At 69.8% G+C, this 17829-nt stretch carries 16 protein-coding genes; 13 read left to right on the top strand and 3 right to left on the bottom strand.

The annotated features are described in order from the left end of the window. Window positions 1-1085 (bottom strand): ATP-grasp domain-containing protein (locus A6A29_RS07155; protein ID WP_073719127.1); only part of this gene is annotated, 1085 nt, incomplete at its 3' end. Window positions 1086-1633: 548 nt separating this feature from the next. Beyond that, complete coding sequence (locus A6A29_RS07150; RefSeq protein ID WP_073719126.1) at window positions 1634-2095, bottom strand: ATP-binding protein; 462 nt, start codon at window positions 2093-2095, stop codon at window positions 1634-1636. A gap of 572 nt (window positions 2096-2667) precedes the next feature. Between A6A29_RS07150 and A6A29_RS07145 the strand changes: the two genes are divergently transcribed. From A6A29_RS07145 to A6A29_RS07085, 13 genes are all read left to right on the top strand, one after another. Continuing rightward, window positions 2668-3663, top strand: a complete 996-nt coding sequence (locus tag A6A29_RS07145; RefSeq protein WP_079182617.1) for a MarR family transcriptional regulator — start codon at window positions 2668-2670, stop codon at window positions 3661-3663. 153 nt (window positions 3664-3816) lie between these two features. Beyond that, window positions 3817-4683, top strand: a complete 867-nt coding sequence (locus A6A29_RS07140) for a helix-turn-helix domain-containing protein (RefSeq protein ID WP_073719124.1) — start codon at window positions 3817-3819, stop codon at window positions 4681-4683. Then, window positions 4680-4985 (top strand): DUF397 domain-containing protein, encoded by a 306-nt coding sequence (locus tag A6A29_RS07135; RefSeq protein ID WP_073719123.1) that lies wholly within the window; start codon window positions 4680-4682, stop codon window positions 4983-4985. The genes A6A29_RS07140 and A6A29_RS07135 overlap by 4 nt, the downstream gene beginning before the upstream one ends. Window positions 4986-5129: 144 nt before the next feature. After that, entirely contained in the window at window positions 5130-5525 is a 396-nt protein-coding gene (locus A6A29_RS07130; RefSeq protein WP_073719122.1) for a hypothetical protein, read from the top strand. A gap of 15 nt (window positions 5526-5540) precedes the next feature. After that, window positions 5541-7763 carry a hypothetical protein gene (locus A6A29_RS07125; protein WP_073719121.1) on the top strand — a complete coding sequence of 741 codons (2223 nt, stop codon included), beginning with the start codon at window positions 5541-5543 and terminating at the stop codon, window positions 7761-7763. Between the two features lie 98 nt (window positions 7764-7861). Next, window positions 7862-9172 carry a hypothetical protein gene (locus A6A29_RS07120; protein WP_073719120.1) on the top strand — a complete coding sequence of 437 codons (1311 nt, stop codon included), beginning with the start codon at window positions 7862-7864 and terminating at the stop codon, window positions 9170-9172. A gap of 293 nt (window positions 9173-9465) precedes the next feature. Further along, a complete protein-coding gene (locus A6A29_RS07115; protein WP_073719119.1) occupies window positions 9466-10461 on the top strand; it encodes a serine/threonine protein phosphatase in 996 nt (331 codons plus the stop codon). After that, window positions 10458-11678, top strand: coding sequence for a protein kinase domain-containing protein (locus A6A29_RS07110; protein ID WP_073719118.1), 1221 nt, complete (start codon window positions 10458-10460; stop codon window positions 11676-11678). Before A6A29_RS07115 ends, A6A29_RS07110 begins: the two co-directional genes overlap by 4 nt. Before the next feature lie 82 nt (window positions 11679-11760). Further along, window positions 11761-12471: a vWA domain-containing protein gene (locus A6A29_RS07105; protein ID WP_073719117.1), complete on the top strand. Its 711-nt coding sequence runs from the start codon at window positions 11761-11763 to the stop codon at window positions 12469-12471. A gap of 89 nt (window positions 12472-12560) precedes the next feature. Then, a complete protein-coding gene (locus tag A6A29_RS07100; RefSeq protein WP_143196956.1) occupies window positions 12561-13004 on the top strand; it encodes a hypothetical protein in 444 nt (147 codons plus the stop codon). A gap of 30 nt (window positions 13005-13034) precedes the next feature. Beyond that, on the top strand, window positions 13035-14033 hold the full coding sequence (locus A6A29_RS45175) for a hypothetical protein (protein WP_158074371.1): 999 nt from the start codon (window positions 13035-13037) through the stop codon (window positions 14031-14033). A 175-nt stretch (window positions 14034-14208) separates the two neighbouring features. Next, window positions 14209-16632 (top strand): GTPase-associated protein 1-related protein, encoded by a 2424-nt coding sequence (locus tag A6A29_RS07090; RefSeq protein ID WP_073719114.1) that lies wholly within the window; start codon window positions 14209-14211, stop codon window positions 16630-16632. 282 nt (window positions 16633-16914) lie between these two features. Continuing rightward, on the top strand, window positions 16915-17385 hold the full coding sequence (locus tag A6A29_RS07085; protein WP_073719113.1) for a hypothetical protein: 471 nt from the start codon (window positions 16915-16917) through the stop codon (window positions 17383-17385). Window positions 17386-17418: 33 nt separating this feature from the next. On the opposite strand, the gene msrB is transcribed toward A6A29_RS07085, so the two are convergent. Next, the gene (msrB, locus tag A6A29_RS07080) at window positions 17419-17826 is read right to left on the bottom strand and encodes a peptide-methionine (R)-S-oxide reductase MsrB (RefSeq protein ID WP_073719112.1); all 408 of its coding nucleotides are present in this window, start codon (window positions 17824-17826) and stop codon (window positions 17419-17421) included. Between the last annotated feature and the right edge of the window lie 3 nt (window positions 17827-17829).

Raw genomic sequence — 17829 nt, 5'->3', positions numbered from 1 at the left:
GCTTGCCCGACGCACGGCAGTCCCCACGCGCTGTGGAAACCCGGGAGCCGGCGTACGGATGACAGTCCTGGCATCGCCGCCAGGACTCCGGACTCCCAGCAACGTACGAACGCCTTGCCCATCACCTGCGGCGGGGCGTAGGCGTGGGAGAAGCGGGCCTTGAACAGGGCGGGGTCGCCGAGGCTCTCCGCCAGTAGGTGCTGCTGGCTGCTGCCGAACGCGGCGAAGTACGGGTCGGGGTGGAGCACCGGCCCCAGGATGCGCGCATTGACCTCGATGAGGCGCGGGCCGTCAGGGGTGAGGCGCACGTCCGCATTGGCCGCACCATGGCGCATACCCAGAGCGTCCAGGCAGTCGAGGGTGTAGGACACCACGTCCCGCTCGGCCGCCCCAAGGTTTCGGCAGCTGACGTTGTACCGGCGCACCGGAAGGCCGTCGAGCTCCTCGATGACATTTCGTGCCACCTCACACACCACATGCCGGCCGTCCAGACTCACCGTCGTCACCACGTACTGCTCGCCCGGCAGATACTCCTGTACGAAGATTTTGTCGTTCGGCAGGCCCACGAGGTTCATCTGTTGGTGAATGTCCAGGAAGTGTGCCACCGCCGCTGTTTCCGTCCAGCACACCCTGCAGCCGTCGCTGCCGGAGCTCTGGCTGGGCTTCACGACGACTGGAAGCCCAAGGCGCCGCAGCGCCCCGGTCAGGTCGTCCACCGTTTCCACCACGGCCTGCCCCGCGCAGGGCACGCCGGCCCTCCGTAGGGCTTCGCCCATCAGAGCCTTGTCCCGCCGCGCGGCGGCCGTATCGTCCTCGTTGCGCGGCAGGCCCAGGGCCGCTGCGAGGTCATGGGCCAACGCGACGCCGAACTCGCTGCCGGGAACGACGTGCCGGACACCCCGCCGGCGCAGTGCGGCTACCGTGTCCGCCGTGTTTTCGCTCGCGATCAGGACGGGCGCGCTCGCATCGCTTCCGGCTGTTCCTGAGAAGCGTTTCTGGTAGACGTGTACGCGGTCCTGGCCACGTTCCTTGAGGGCGGAGGAGAGGAAGACGCCGCTGGAAAGGGGGTCGACCAAAGCGATCATGGTGGTCCTCTTGCCTTCGAGGGTGAGGGAAGCACTGTTCGCCTCAGCGGTAGCTGCCCAGGCGGGGTGTGCGGGTTGGCCCCTTCCGGGGTGGCCGGCAACGGGCGACGCGGCATCAGCCCCGTACCAGAAGGCGCGAAGCGCACCAGGCACCCAGCGCGGGCGACCACGACAAGAGACTCCGCAGCAGATCACAGGCTAGGAGCGAGAGAAGAGACCAATTCGGCAAAGCATCCAACAAGCCAGGGAACAGGCCGGAAACGCTCCCTTGACTTTCGATCCTGCGCCGACCTGCTGAATCCCCCATTCTCGTAGAGCCCCTCCAGGAAAGAGACGGGTCGGGAGGAGAGGCGTTGGCGAGAAGGGCCTCGCCGTGCAACACGCGGAACTCGACAGGGAAGTGATCGCGCATCATGGCCGCACAACGTCGACGCGTCGGCGTGCGAGGGCAAGGACGGCTTGCTGGCGCCCCTTGCCCTCCTTCCTCTTCCGGTCGTCGTACGCCTTTGACGCCGTGCAGAAGAACACGGTGGGACGGGCAACGGGCGTCAGTACAGCAGGTCCAGTTCCGCGCGGACCGTCTTGCCGGGCGGGACGCGGTCGATCACCTCCCACCGGTCGGCCAACGCCTCGACCAGGATCAGCCCTCGGCCCGTGTCCGCGTCGGCCGAGGGCGGCGCGAGGTGTCCGGGGCCGGGCGGGCGGCGTTCGCCCCGGGTGTCGGAGACCTCGATCCGCAGGGTGCTGCGGGCGGGCCCGGACGGGGCGAGGGTCAGCGTCACCTCGAAGTCACGGCCGGGCACCCGGCCGTGTGTCGCCGCGTTGGCCGCCAGCTCGGCGACCAGCAGGGCCGCGGTGTCGGATACGTCACCGGCGTACGGGATGCCCCAGCTGTCCAGCGCCTCAAGGGTCAGGCGCCGGGCCAGGCGGGCTCCTCGCGGGGTGGAGCTGAAGCGCTGGGTGAACTCGCGAGCGGTCACCGAGTGGGGGGTGGTCGGGGCTGCTTCCATGCGAGGAGCGTGGCGCCCCGGCGTCCTGTTTCACCAGATCGGAAGGGCGTACGCGAGGTCGGCGTACGAGTACGCACGGTGAGCAGTAGGTGTAACAGGCCGTAACCATAGGACGGTTGCGGCGCGGCCATCAGGTATCACCGCCCGACGCTCGGGGCCCGAAGCTCGGGATACGAGGTTCGGGAACGGCTCCCTCACTCTTTCGTGTGTACGCATCCACGCGCATTCCCCGAAGCTCGGGACCCGGGATGCGGGCGTCGGGACACGGGATCCGAGCTTCGAGCTTCTTCTTCAACCGAAGGTAAGAGAAAGGGGGTTAGGGAGAAACCTCCCCCACCTCCCCACCCGTCACGGCGAGCAAGTACGACTAATTCTGACCGACTTGCGGTGCGTCATCACGCCTGCTTACGGTGCCGACACAACCAAACGACCCCGACACGGTGTTAGCGCACCGGCCGGGGTCTCACCCCAAGATCAGAAGAGTTGATCTCGTGGCTTCAGAGAAGCTTAGCTCCGCGCTGTCCGCGCCCGCATCCGCGCCCCCGAACCCGGCACCCTTGCCACCTAACCCGATGGCCAAGCCCGGTTACGGCAAACGATCCACCGCCGGCCAGGCTCCCCGCCGCGCCGATGACTTCCTGCTGCTGCCCGAGCGGGAGCGCTACATCGCCGCCTTCGTCGACCGGCTGCCGGACGGCGCCGCGATGAACGTGAAGACCCTCGCCAAACAGCTCCCCCTCTACGGCCAGCAGGCCATCAGCACCGCCCTCACCGCGCTCTCGGTCGCGGGCCATCTGCGCAGGGTCCGGCGCCCGGTGGGTGAGGGCGAGCAGGTCCGCTGGGTCTTCCGAACGTTCTGGTCCCGCACCGCCCACGACAACGAGTGGTGGACCGCGTACCTCTCCGACGAGAGCGCCCCCTCAGCCACTCCCCCGCCGCCGTGGGTGCCCCCGACGCCGATCGAGGAAGTCCCTCCGCCCCCGACGCCCGCGTCGCCCGCGCAGGAAGCCCCGCCCGCAGCCGAACCCCCGGCCGCCCGCACCCCGGACAGCAACTCCCCGAACTCCCCCGACTCCCCCGACCCGGAATCCCCCTCCCCCGCCTACCTCGCGCTCGCCCGGCTCGGCCGTACCGATCCCCGTCTCGCCCTCTCCGCCGCCGACTGCGCGTCGCTGGAGGAACTGGCCGCCGCCTGGCTGGCACGAGGCGTGGGTACGGACTACCTCCTCCACGCCCTCACCTCCGGGCTCCCCGCCGTGGTCGACGCCCCACGAGGGTTCGTCCGCCGCCGCCTGCGCGACAAGATGCCGCCCCACCTACCCGCTACCGCTGCGGCAGCCGCCTCCCCTGCCACCTCACCGAAACTGGCGCACCGGACCATGGTCGAGTGCACCCGGTGCGGAGTCCCCGGCCGCCCCGAAGCCCTCCCCGACGGACTCTGCCGCGCCTGCCGCACCGCCCCCTCCCGCGACCCCGAGTCCACCCCCGAACCGGCTGCCGAAGCTATCGCCTCGCGGGACGTTCACGCCCTCGTCGGACACCTGCGCGTCCTGACGAGAACCCCGTGACCATGACAGCCCGTCACGCGCTCTGCCCAGACCCGGAACCCGTACGCTCCGTCAGCGTACGGGTGCACACAGTGGACAGTACGGATCACGCAACGTGACGATGGATCAATCGAGTTGGGTGCGGTTGGGGACAGGCGCGAGAGGTGAACGGGTATGACGGACATCGCGGGCGGTACGAATGGAATGACCGGCGGGGCCACGGGTGGAGGCGGGGAACCGGAAGCCACCGACAGCCTCAAGGCGTTCGGGGAGGTCGTCAAGGCGTTCCGCAAACGGGCCGGACTGACACAGGAGCAGTTCGCGCCGCTGGTGCGGTATTCGGTGCAGACCATCGCCTCCATCGAGCAGGGCCGCCGCTTCCCGCCGTCGGCGTTCGTGGATCGGGCGGAAGAGGTACTGGACGCGTTCGGCGTGATCAGGGCTGCGGCCAAGCACCTCGCACGGCGTCCGGGGCTGGCCAGTTGGTTCCGGCTGTGGGCGCAACTGGAGGCGGAGGCGCTCAGCCTCAACACGTATGAATGCCGCTTGATTCCGGGACTGTTGCAGACGGAGGCGTACGCCCGGACACTGTTCGTGAACCAGCTCCCGCCGCTCGATGACGATCAGATCGAAGCTCAATTGGTGGCCCGGACGCAACGGCAGCGCCTGCTGCACGAGCGGCCCAACACCGCCTACAGCTTCATCGTCGAGGAGCATCTGTTCCGGCGGCAGACGGGCGGACCGGAGGTCACCCGTGAACTCCTCGACCATGTCATCGACCTGGCCGAGCGGCGCAACGTCGAGATTCAGCTGATGCCGCTGGTGCGGCATGACCACGCGGGGCTGGACGGCCCGATGCGGCTCTGTGAGACCTCGGAACACCGCTGGTTCGGCTACTCCGAGGGCCAGGAGAGCGGGCAACTCATGTCCGACCCCAAGGTGGTCAGCATCTACCTCATGCGATATGCCAGGATGCGTTCACAGGCTCACTCCCTGGAGTACTCCCTGAGCCTGTTGCGGCAGATGCGAGGAGCGCTATGAACACCACAGACCTGGCCTGGTTCAAGAGCAGTTACAGCGGCGGCGACGGCGACAGCTGCGTCGAGGTCGCCCTCTCGTGGCGCAAGTCCAGCTACAGCGGCGGTTCCGGTGACGACTGTGTGGAGGTCGCCGCCGCCTGGCACAAGTCCAGCCACAGCGGCGGTTCCGGTGACTCCTGTGTCGAGGTCGCCACCTGCCCCGGCACCGTGCACGTCCGGGACTCCAAGATCACCGAGGGCCCACAGCTCGCCCTCTCCTCACCCACCTGGACGACCTTCATCTCGTACGCCGCGCAGGGCTGATCCACGCGGATCCACAGTTGCAGCGAGTCCTGGCCATCACCAAGGGCGACTTCCGGACCAGGGTGGCGAAACCACTCGCCACCCTGGTCCGCACCCTCTAGGGTCGGTGCCCTGTCTGCTGAAAACGGGGAAGCAGGAAAGTACATGGATCCGATCACGGCTGCCGCCGTAGCCGGAGTCGCGCTGATCGTCAAAGGCGCGCTGGAATCCGCCGGCCAGGAAGCGGGCCGCTCGGGGTGGGGCGGGGGCGCCCGGCTCATGGAGCGGATGCGGGCCAGATTCCGCGGGGACACCGAGGCCGAAGGGGCTCTCGACCGGGTGCAGCTGAGCCCCGGCGATACGGTCGCCCAGGAAGAACTGCAGCGCATGGTGCTCGCCCACATGCTCCGCGACCGGGACTTCGAGGCCGATATACGCAGGGCCGTCGACGAGGCCGTCGCCGCTCAGGGCGGCCAGGCCCAGGTCAACGCCGCAGTGATCAAGAATGCCCAGGTCTTCAACGAGAAGGTGGAGATCAAGGGCGACTGGAACATCTCCTGACGGGCTGAACACTCAATGAGCGAGGAAACACCGCCGGACGATGCGGTGCGCACGTCGGGTGGGCCCGAACCGGCCACCCCAGGGGAGACGCCCGAGTCAACGGCCGGTGGCACGGCTGACGAGGACGGGCCGGTCAGTGAGTCGGACGCCCTGCGTTCACTCACCAGCGGGGGCGAAGGCGAGGCGGAACGGGCCGAGGCGCTGCGTGCCGGTGCCCTCGCCGACCGGATCGCCGAGCGGCTGAATGCCGACGGTGCGGGCACGACCATCGGCACCCTGGCGCTCTTCAACGACACGGTGAGCTTCGGCGGTGCCTTCAACCTGGGCGGTCGCGGCGGGTCTGCCGCCGCCGGAGGTCCGGGCACGAGAACCGGCTCAGTGGTGCGGTTGACCGAGGACGAGATCGCGGCACACACCGAGCTGTACGTGCACCCGGACCGTTACGACGACGCCCTGGAGTCCCTGCGCACACGCCACCTTCTGCTGCTGTCGGGCCCGCCGGGCAGCGGGCGCACCGCCGCCGCCGTCAATCTGCTCGCCGAGGCGCTGACTCTGAATGGCGCGGAGGACGGCGGCTTTCACCTGATCCTCGACCCCCTCTCCATCGCCGCACCGGACTGGGAACCCCCGGCCGATCACAGCGGTTGCCTCGCCGTGCTGGACGACGGACTGCCCGAGACGATGGCGCGGGCGCTGACCGGGGCGGCCTCGAAACTGCGGGCGGCGAAGGCCCATCTCGTACTCGTCGGCGGGCCCGGACTGGAAGCCGCCGTGTACGGGCACGGCGGCGAGGACATCGCACGGCACGGGCTCCAACCGGTCGACCCGCTCGTTCTCCTTGAGCGGCGGGTGCTGGGACACAGCGGTGATCTCGACCGGAAGACCGAGTTGGCCGCCCTGCTCAAGACCTCCGGCGCCGTGGCCGCCCTGCGCGAGCGGCCTCAGGCCGCGCAGGCGGCGCGGCTCGCCTCGGTGATCACCGCGGGCGGTGACCTGGTCGCGGCGGTGGCCGCGCTGCGCGACCCCAGCGAGCAGGTGTACACGTGGTTCCGTACCCATCATGAACCGGAAGCGGTCGCGTTCGCCGTGGCCGTAGCCGTCCTGGAAGGAAGCGGCTACCTCACCGTCGCCGACGCCGCGGTCGGTCTCCGCAAGGACCTGTCGCCGGTCGACGTCGCGCCGCCCGACATCCGGTTCCGGGACCGGTTGGCTCATGAGCAGCCCTGGATCGAGCTGGTGTTCCCCGGACCGGGGGAACCGCCCGGATCGCCGAGGGTGCGGTTCCGGAGCGCTCTCGTACGGCATGCCGTGCTCACCTACGCGTGGACGACCCTCGACGGCCGCCGCGAAGCGGTGCTCCAGTGGCTGCGGCGGCTGCTCCGGCACGCGGACATCGAGGTCAGGGCTCAAGCCGCTGTCTCGGCGGGAGTGCTGGCACGTGCCGACTACCAGTACGCGATCCACCGCTTCGTCAAGTCCTGGGCGGGGAGCACGTCCTGGCCGGTGCGGCAGGCCGCCGCGACCGCTCTCGGGGTCGCCGGTTCGACGCCCGCCACCGAGGAGCCGGTCTGGGAACTACTGCATCAATGGGCGCGCGGCGGTCACTCCGCCCACGAGCGGCGTCTCGCGAGCACTGCGGCCAACACCGTGGGCGGCCTGTTCGGCCGGAACGCGCCGGGCCGGGCACTGGGGTTGCTGCGCAGCGCGCTGGACCGGGGCGACGACTGGGGGACTCTCACGCCGGTGGCCTGGAGCGGAGTGCATCTCATCCACCAGGGACGTACCGCCGAGGTCCTCGCCGCCTACCTGGACTGGTCGCGGCCGCAGGACACGTCTCCCTTGGTCCTCAAGACCCTGTCGTCGTTCGTTTTCGCCGTCTCGACTCCGTACGCTTCGGTGTCGCCGGACGGAGTGGGACCGGCCGACGCCGTGGACGGGGTACCGCTACTGCTCAGCGCGTTCCCCCGCCACCGGGTAGCGCTCGCGGAGCTCTGGGCACGCGCCCTGGCCCGTAAACCCGTACAGGAAACGGCACTTGAGGCGTTGCGGGTGTGGATCGACACCCATGCGGATGCGTGCCCGGGTGGCCGCGCAGCGCTGAGAACCCTGGTACTCGACATCGCGGGAGCCCCGGGGAGACACCGGGAGCGACTCATGTGGTGGCTGTCGAAGTGGGCCTCCGACAAGGAGTCCCCTTCCGCCCATGCGGCCGAGCTGGCCCGCGTTCTCGATCGCTGAGTACCAGCGGCTGGAGGTTATGGCGCTGGACGGTACGGCGCTGGTGGGTACGGCGCTGAGGGGTGCGGTGTGAGCGGAAGCATGGTGAGAGGAGAACGGTGGAGGAACTGACGTACAACCCTGTACTGGACAACCAGCCGGTGCCGCGCTGGCGGCTGATGAATCCGCTGCGTCCTCCGGTACCCGGCCGGGCGCTGGTGCTGGTGCCGGACGAGGGGCACGCGCTGACCATCCTGCCGGGCGAGGAGATCCCAGCCGCACGCTTCGGCTCGTACCAGAGCGTGTACACCGTCGACATCTCCGAGCACCGGCTGGTCCTCGACATTCCCCTGTTGAGCAGGGACCCTTCGTTCTCGTTCCGCGGTCGAGTCGACCTGGTGTGCCGGGTCGACGATCCGGCAGAGGTCGTCCGGCGCGGGATCCGCGATATGAGCGGGGCGCTGCACGGGGCCCTGCGCAAGATGCTCCGCGAGGTCTCGCGGGAGTACGACATCGCCGAGTTCCACGACGCCGAGCGGGCGTTGAACGCGTCACTGCGCAGCTTCGAGGGGGACTCGGCCGTACGGCTGCGCAGCATCCAGGTCGAGCTCCTGGTCGACGAGGACGAGATCGCCACCAGTGGGCGAGCGTTCCGCGATGTCGAGCGCGAGACCCGGCTGGACGGTATGCGCCGCCGACGCCACCTGGACCTGATGCGTGACGAGGGGGTGGAGGGCATCATCGCCGAGATCATGGAGCGGGAGGGGCCCCGTGCGGCGCTCGCGTGGATCGAGAAGGGCGAGGCCGAGCAGCGGGAGGCGAACCTCCAGACCCTGCGCATGGTGCTGGAGCGGGGTGACGGCGACCGCGAGCCCTTCGAGCAGACCGAACTCGAACGCGCGGTGATCGACGGCATTCTCGGGGGCGGAGATCGGCCGCTCGGTGGAGTGCGGCGCGGCCGACTGCGCGGTGCGCTCTCGGCGGGGCGCGACGCGGACGACGAGCTCCCCTCCTCGGCCCCGGCCTCCTCCGCAGAACGCGCGGCGGAGACCCGGGGAAGCGAGGCAGGGCCGAGGCGAGGCCGTGCGAGGCCACCGCTACGGGGCGAGGTAGTGATGCCAGTGGTCACTCCGCCGGAGGACGAGCCCGTGCCGCCGAGCGCGGGGACGGGCCGCCCGGATTCCCCGACGACGCCGCCACCGGTCCGTCCGGAGCCACCGGCGACGGCCCCCGCCCCGGAGCGCGGTACGGCGGCCTCCCGGCCGTCACGGATCTCCGGAACCTCACGGACTTCACGGACTTCACGGCCGCAGGATTCGCGGGAGACCGGGGCTCCGTCGAGCTCACCGGCCCCGGAACAGCCGGCGCGTGTCAGCCGGGTGCGAGGCACCGCCAAGCGGCAGAACAGGGACGGCGGTACACCTTCATGACCAACCCGCACCACAACGGGCCCGATGCCTGGTCCGGCTCCCGCCACCCTCACGAGCAGCCCACCGGGCGCGGTGACGTCACCGCGCGCGGCGACGCCCCCGCGCGTCGTTCGCTGCCCTCCGGGTCGTACGGAGGAGCCGGAACATCTGCGGGTACCGGCTCACACACGGGAGACGGTGTCCCCGCAGCCGCACCGGCCGCAGGCGCCTCCGCCTCACCACCGGTACCGCAGGACTGGGCCCCTCCAGGACGTCCGGCATCGGCTGCGACAGCACCCGCGCGGGTGCCGAGGATGATCTGGGGCGAGGACAGGACCGGGCTGCACCTCCTGGCCGTATGGACGGAGCGTGTACCGGGACGCGGTGAGGACGCCGAACCGCTGAACGTGTACCACCAGGAATCGCGACGGGGGCTGATCGGCGTCTTCGACGGGTCGGGCGGTTCGGGCTCCTCACCGGCCTGGCAGGCGCCGGACGGTGAACAGCGGACGGGCGCGTGGGTAGGAGCGCGCGTCGCACATCTGGCCACGGACTGCTGGTTCCAGGAGATCATCGCGGACGACGGACCGGCCGACGCCGACCGCCTCAAGGGATTCCTCGACTTCTTCCACGAACGGGCACCACAGCGACGCAGCAAAATCGTCGGCCGGATGAGGCGGCAACTGCCCACGACGCTGGCGGCGGTCGCTTACCGGCTCGGGTCGAACGAGCAGCTTGAGGGCACGGCGCTGTGGGCCGGTGACTCACGCGCCTATCTGCTGAGCCCGGATGCGGGACTCCAGGTACTGACCCGCGACCACACCGAGGAGAGCGACGCGCTGGAACTGTTGCGGTCGGACCCTCCGATGACGAACACCGTCTGCGCGGACCGGGAGTTCTTCGTCCAGGAGCAGAACCTCGAATTCCCGATGCCGTGCGTACTGCTGGCCGCGACGGACGGCTTCTTCGGCTACGTTCACACTCCCGCCGACTTCGAGGACACCTTGCTGTCCACGCTGCTGCGGGCGAACAACGCGACGGAGTGGGCCGACCTGATCCGCCGGGATGTTCAGGCATACACGGCGGACGACGCCTCTCTGACCCTTGTCGCCGTGGGGCACGAGGACTTCACGGCACTGCGGACCGCTTTCGAGGAGCGTGCCGGGCAGATCTCCGCGTTCTGCTCGAAGGACCGTCCCACGCGGGCCGACCAGGCCACAACCGTGCGGACCTGGCAGGACCGCACCTGGCACGACTACCGCACGGACTACGCGGCATACCTGCCGGCGGCGCAGGAGGAGCAGGCATGAAGCTGGGCGACGAGATCGCGGGATACCGCATCGTCAGCGAACCGACCAACGCCAACGGTGGCAAATGCATGTGGGCGTTCGCCGAGAAGGGCGGCGGTCAGTTCTTCCTCAAACGCTTTCTGGAACCCAAGCGGCCCCGTGAAGGTTCCACCGCTAGCGCCGCCAGCCAACGTATCCGGCTGGAGGTCTGCCAGGAGTTCGAGGACCGGCACCGAGGTCTCATGAAGCGGCTCCGTCCCGGGGCCCGGGGCGGCGGAAATCTGGTGCTGGCCACGGACTTCTTCCATGAGGGCAGCACGTACTACAAGGTGACCGACCGGATCGACACCTCCAGCCTGGAGAAGCCGCAGTCCCTGGAGCCCCGGCAGAAGGCGGTGCTGCTGAAGACTCTGGCGCTGAGTCTCCAGCTGCTCCACGACATCGATGTGGTGCACGGCGACCTGAAGCCGCTCAATGTGCTGATCCAGAAGCGGGAAGCGGCCGCCTTCCACTCCGCCAAGCTCATCGACTTCGACGACTCCTACCTCTCGGGGCGACCGCCCGGACGTCAGGACGTCGCCGGCGACTCGCTGTACGGAGCACCCGAGTGGCGCCGGTACGTCCAGGAGGACGAGTCGGTGCAGCCGGAGCACCTAACGACAGCGGTCGACGTCTTCGCCTTGGGGCTGATGACCCACTACTACCTGACCGGTAGTCTCCCCGGACACAGCGCAAGGTTTGGGTCCCCCGCCGACGCGGTCAACGCGGGTGAACCACTGACTCTCGACTCCCGCCTCTCGGACTCGATGCAGGGGCTGATCAGGGCGATGACTTCGCTCGAACCGAGGAACCGCCCTCGCATGGCCACGTATCTCAAGGCGCTCAAGGATCCGGAAGTGTGCGCCCTGGTACACCGGCGCCCGGGTACGTCAGCCGACACGAAGCCCGGAACGCCGACCCCCGCCAGGACGCCCGCCTCCGGAACGGCAGGCGCGGTACCGGCTCCCGCTGACGGCTCCACCGCACGCGTCAGCCGTATCCGGGCCAACTTCGGTCGTTCCGCATCCGCTCCCGCGAAACCGGTCACCGAACGGGTTCCGCCTCCTGCTCCGTCTCATGTCCCCGCTCCGGCGCCGCCCGGCGCCGACGAATCGAGGCGTGACAGCGAGGACTCCGCATCCGCATCCGCGAAGAGGTCGCGCGTACGCATCAATCTCGGCGACCGCCGCAAGCCCTGAGCCGAACAGCCCAGAACAGACCGACAGGCCAACCACACCCCGCACACCCCACGCACCGAAGCAGCACCCAGGAGAAGCCACCGTGAATGCCAACAGTGACCAGTACCAAGGCAACTTGCAGTACGCCGTCGACATCGTGCTGTGCATCGACGCGACCGGCAGCATGTTCCCGGTCCTGGACACCGTGAAGACCAGCGCCCTCCAGTTCCACGACCGGCTCAACGATGTGATGGCGAAGAAGGGCAAGGCCATCAGCCAGCTGCGCCTGAAAGTCATCGCCTTCCGCGACTTCGGGGACAACCCCGACGACGCCATCGAGCAGACCGGCTTTCTCGTACTGCCCGACCAGTCGAGGGACTTCGAGACGTTCGTACGGGGCATCGACGCGGGAGGCGGCGGAGACATCCCCGAGTCGGGACTCGAAGCGCTCGCCCTGGCGATCAACTCCCCGTGGGAGAAGGGCCTCGACCGCCGTCGCCACGTCGTGGTCATGTTCACCGACGCACCCGCACACCCCCTCGGCACGGTGGGTGCGAGCTCCCAGAGCTATCCGTCGAGCATCCCGCGCAGCATGGACGAGCTGTTCGAGCAGTGGGGGTACGCGCGCAGTCAGTCGGCGGTGATGGAGCAGTCCGCCAAGCGACTGGTGCTGTTCGCGCCGGAAGGGGCGCCGTGGCAGGACCCGATCGCCGAGGAGTGGGACCTGACGCTGCACTTCGAGTCCAAGGCGGGTCAGGGGCTGGAGGAGTTCGAAATGGACGAGATCATTGAGACGATCGCCAACAGCCTGTGACGCATCGAAACGATCGTCAACAGCCGGCCGTGCGTCGAAGCACCGGTCAGCGGCCCCTGAGGTTGCAACTTCCGGACTGCGCAATGGAGGTGACCGACCGGCAATTCCACTTCAATCTCTACGGCTACGGCACATTGGATGTCTCCGCCGACTGCCTGACGTCGCTCCGCACCCTGTCCCAGCGCAAGGACGGCTCATTGCAGTTCCTGTTCCAGTTCCGGCGGGAACCGGGCGAGGCGGGGGCAGTGAGTTCGACGGACACGCGGGCGCACAGGCGGGCGGACACCCGGGCATCCGGGATGTTCATGGTGCGGCTGGACATTCCTGAACCGTATGTGTCCTCAGCCGCCATACTCATGGACCAGCTGCGCAATCGGTTCCGCATCGTGGATACCGAGGACGCGGGCCAGGAAGACACGGTGCGGCGCGTCCCGCGTGACAGCAGTAGCTGGATCGCCTCCCCGGTGAACACGGACTCCGAGGACCTGCACACGGAGATCCTCGACCGGATCATGACGGACACGGCTTCCTGACGGAAAGCCAAGAAAGAAGGGGGTTGTCCGGTGGCCGGGGCCAACTGGCGGTGCACGGCGTGCGACGAGTTCAACGGCGGTGCCGCGAAGGCATGCCAGGCATGCGAAACGGCGCGCAGCACGCCCGTCGCCCGCAAGCCTCCTCCTGCCCGGCCACCGGGCGACTGGACCTGTCTCAAGTGCAATGTGAACCATCTGCGTGAGGATCTGAGCTGCCTGGCGTGCGGCACCGGCTGGAGGGCGGCTACGAAGAAGGCCACCCCGAAGAAGCCGCCGGTCCGCAAACCTGCGGCCAAGAAGCCTGCGGAGAAGACCGCCACGGCCAAGAAGACCACGGCGACGCCGAAGGCGACCACCACCAAGCGAAGCTCCGCTGGATCGGGCTCACCGTCAGACGGCAGAGGAACACCCCGTGGGGCCACCCGGCCCAAGCCGCCACCGGCCGAGGTCTTCTACCCGTCGGCCACCGCCGGGTACGCCCCTCCACCGGCCACCCCCGCCGCCCCGCCGCCCACCACCCCGGCATACGTTCCGCCGTACGTCCCGCCGGGGAGACCCTTCTACCGGACGCCGGAGAAGACGAGCAAGGGCAAAGGCTGCGGCCTTGGCTGTCTCGGAGCGATCGCCGTCCTTTTCCTGCTCCCCATGGCGGCCAGCAGCTGTGACGGCTCATTCGACTCGGACAGCCCCGACTCCCGCACTCAGGTGTCACCCACCGCCGGTAGCTGCCCTGAAAGGATCTCCGAGGCCATCCCTTCGGGCCGAGAAGCAGAACTGGTCGAGGGGTTCCGCACCAAGAACAAACAGATCACGATCTGCCGTACGAGCAGTGAAGATCTCTACTACTACGGCGAATTCAGTGATCAGCGTGAACCCGGTATCGCGATGCGTGCAGAGAAAATCCCGGACGGCTACGAAGCACGCAACGACCCGTACCTCTACCGGATCAAGGGCGACACCGTGACGATCTACGAAAACGGGACAAGGATCGGCCGGGAGTCACTCACCAGCGAGCCCTCGCCTTCCTGACCGTCAGGATTCCCCTGCGCGGCGTGCCGGAGGTACCCGGTCGCCGTACGGTCCGACGACACCGCCGTCCTTGATAGCGTCGCCCCCACGCGGCTGCGGACTTCCCCCCGACCCGGTCGCGGGATGGGTGGTGGGCACGGGGACCGGTCGCGGCAGGGACGATGAGGGCTGACAGATGAGCCTTGAACAGTTGCACTACACCTCTGCCGCGCCGGGGGACGAGGGCGCGAGCGGCCGGTTCACCTCCGTGGGGTCCGGCATTCCGGCGGCCCTGCTCACGGAGATCGAGCCGTATCTCGGGTACGAGCTTCCGGGCGAGGCGCCCTATCTGCCGACCGACGACGAACTGCGCTCGCTGCCCCAGTCCTTCAGCTGCACCCCCCTGTCCGACGGAAGCCGGCTGGTCTGCCGCACGGTGCCGGTACGGGGTACGGGTTCCGCTCCCGTACGGTTCCACGCGCACGCGGTGCATCTGCCCGCCGGGGCGCGACTGCCGGGCGACCGGCAGCCGATCGAGGCGTGGCGGTCCCCCCGCTGGGTGTCCGTGACGCCCGGTGGCGCGATACCCGACCCGCTAAGCGCCCTGCCGCCGGGCCCCGGGGCCGTACGCGAGGGGCTGGGGGACTTCGCCGTCTCCCGCACGCCGTGGCTGGCCGCCGTCTTCTCCGATCTGCGCCGGGTGAGCGAGGAGGGGCCGGGATCGCCGCCGGTCGTCCTCGTGGAGCGGCAGAGCGCCGATATCGCCCGGTGGGTCGCGCTGGCCGGGGTCGCGCTGCCGAGCGAGAGCGCGGAACAGCTGACGTTCACCACCTATACCCGGCGGCCGGGTGCCGCCCCGCACCGCGTCGTGGGGGTACTGCCGCAGGACGCACGGGAGTTGGGCGACGACGGATTTCGCGTGCACACGTGTTCCGGGTCGCGCCCGCCGGTGGTCACGGACGATGCCTGGGCGGAGACCGCCGCCCGGATCTGGCGGAGTCGGGCGCCGGAGCTGTTCCGGGAGGCGAGCGAGCTGCCCGGCGAGCCCTTCGCCGCCGGTCCGCCCGCAGTGATCGCCCTGTGCGCGGGCATAGCTCTCGGCCCCAACGAGCGTGCCGCTGCCGCCGATTGGACCGCCGAGCGGCCCTACGCCCTGGACGCCGGGCGCACCCGTCAGCTGGTGGAAGCGCTGACCGCGCCGGAGGTCGATGGCCGCACCGGTCCCGAGTTCGACGCCGTGGGGCGGCTGTTCGGCGCCCTGGACGGCCGTGCTCCCGTCAGCACGACCGCGCCGCTGGCCGCGATGCTGGTCACCGAGGCGGTGCGCGGCGGGAACGGCTCGCTGGAACTTCCCCGCCGCGCCGCCTTCACCGGGCCGGAGGGCGAGACCATCGCCACCACGCTCGGCCCGGAGATCCTGGCCGAACTGTCCGCCGCCGGTACGGGTACCGGTGGTGATGTGGCACGGACCGTGCAGCTGCTGCGGGTCGCCCGGCTGCTCGACGTGGACTGCGCGGAGCTGCTGCCCACCGTCGTACGCCGGCTGGCTCCCGCGTTGCTGACCGATGAGGGGTCCCAGGAGTTCGCGCCCACCCTGCTGGAACTGCTGGACGAGCAGTTCGACGTCCGTACGGCGTTGCTCGGCGCCCTGGACCGGATCGCGCCGGACGACCCGGGGGCCGTGGAACGGCTGCTGGAGCGGGTGGCGCTGCCGTTCACCGGGTCGCAGGCGCTGCCGCACCTGCGGATGTGCGCCGAGGCGGGCGGGGCACGGGCGACCCTCGGCGGGGACCGGGCGGCCGTGTGGCACCGGGTGCTGCGGGCGGCCGGGATGTCGCCGTTCGCCGAGCCGTTGGTGCTGCGGACCGCCGTGGGCCTGGTGTGGGGGGACCGCGCCCCGACGGTCGGTGAGGCCCGCCTGCTGCTGGACGCGGCCACGTCGGACTCGCACCGTGCGGCCGGTACGTGGTCGTGCCTGGTCGATGCGGTGCTCGGGGCACCCGCCGACGAGGAGGACGCCGCCGTGTTCGCGCACGACCTGCTACGCGGCTTCCCGCAGGAGATCCAGGGCCGGGTGCGCGGAGCTCTTCTTCTCCTGGACTTCGCCCGCCAGGTGCGCTCCGGCACCTCCGGTCCCGGCTGGGCGGAGCGGGCCCGGTCGTTGTGCGCGCTGGCCGAACCGGTGGAACCGGCGGTCCGGGACCGCGCGTTCGGGGCCCTGACCGACCAGCTCCTGGCCCCGGACCGGCCCGAGGCGGAGCTGTACGCCTTCGTCCACAGCGACGACGGCGACCTCGTCGCGGCCTACGACCGGGCGGCCCGCGCGGAGCCCGTCGGCCGACGCCTGAGGTCCGAACCCGCCTACGCCGCGGACTGCTTCAACGTCTGGACCTCCTACCCGCACGCGGGCCGCCCTTGGACCACGACCGCCTCCGCCCTCCTCAACGAGGTACTGCGCCCCGCCGTGCGCGCCCAGTCCCCGGCCGACGTCGCCCAGATCGAGGCAGCGGTCGGCCACGCCGGAAGCAGCGGCCGGGCCGACGCCTTCCGCGACTGGAACCGCTCCAGCACCCTCGGCCGCCTCGGCCGACGCATCGCGGGACGCGTCCGCCGGGGCTGAGCCCGGCCGGAAGGGGGTCAGGCTGAACCCCTGTGAGGCGAGCTGGGTCGGAATGCAGCCGAGCGGGGCCCGCGACGACTGGTTCGTCGGTGCAGTGAATGACTTCCGGCTGCACACGGTGATCGACAGCACCTCGCTGTACTGATCCCTCCGGGGCGCTGGGTCACGCCCGCCCCCGTTCCGGACTCCCTCCTGGGCGGGCCGTGCGGCGGATGCGGGTACCTTAGGAGTACCGATCTCGTGGGCCTCCTGGCGGGCTGCGTGAACCCCAGGAGGAGCAGCATGACGACCAACCGCGGACGCAAGGACGTGATCCGGGACCGGATGACCGCCACCGGCGAGTCGTACAACGTCGCCGCCCGCAATCTGAAGGCCATGAAGGACATGGGCGCCACCCGTGAAGCGGTGCTCGTGCAGCGCTGGCGGCCCGCGGACTCCCTCGATGTGCCGTGTCCGTGCGGCGGGACCTGTGAGCCGGGCGAGAAGTGCGGCCACTGCCATGCCTGGCACCTGCATGTGAAGCGGTATCCGGGCAGCGTCACGGACGTGGAGACCTGGGCCGACCGGTACGAGTGCACCGGCTGCTCGTCCTCGTACACCCTGACCGTGCGCCTGGCGGGCCGCCCGTGGGGCGTCGCCGAGACGGTGGTCCAGGGCGGGTCGGCGCAGGAGGTCGTCCGGGCGCGGGTGTTCCCGGGTGTCATTCACCCGCTGCTGCGCTCCGAAACGGCGGAAACCGCCGAGGAGGAATGATCCGGCCCCGGCGGTTTCGGCTGTCGGAAGGCGTCAGCTCTCGTCCGGCGCCAGTGTCAGCGAGATCGAGTTGATGCAGTAGCGCTGGTCCGTGGGGGTCGGGTAGCCCTCTCCCTCGAAGACATGGCCCAGGTGCGAGCCGCAGCGGGCGCAGCGCACCTCGGTGCGGGCCATGCCGTGGCTGCTGTCCTGGATCAGCTCGACCGCGTCCGTGTCCTTCGGGTCGTAGAAGGACGGCCAGCCGCAGTGCGACTCGAATTTGGTGTCGGAGCGGAACAGCTCCGCCCCACAGGCCCGGCAGGAGTAGACGCCCGCCGTCTTGGTGTCGGTGTACTCGCCCACGAAAGCGGGCTCGGTGCCGGCCTGGCGCAGCACCGCGTACTCGGCGGGCGAGAGCTCCGCCCGCCACTGCTCGTCCGGCTTGTCGACGTCGTACGACACGTC

The sequence above is a fragment of the Streptomyces sp. TSRI0281 genome, assembly GCF_001905125.1.
In the GTDB taxonomy this organism is placed as follows: domain Bacteria; phylum Actinomycetota; class Actinomycetes; order Streptomycetales; family Streptomycetaceae; genus Streptomyces.
The sequence above is the reverse complement of the archived record's forward strand: the minus strand, read 5'-3'. Positions and strand labels throughout refer to the sequence as shown.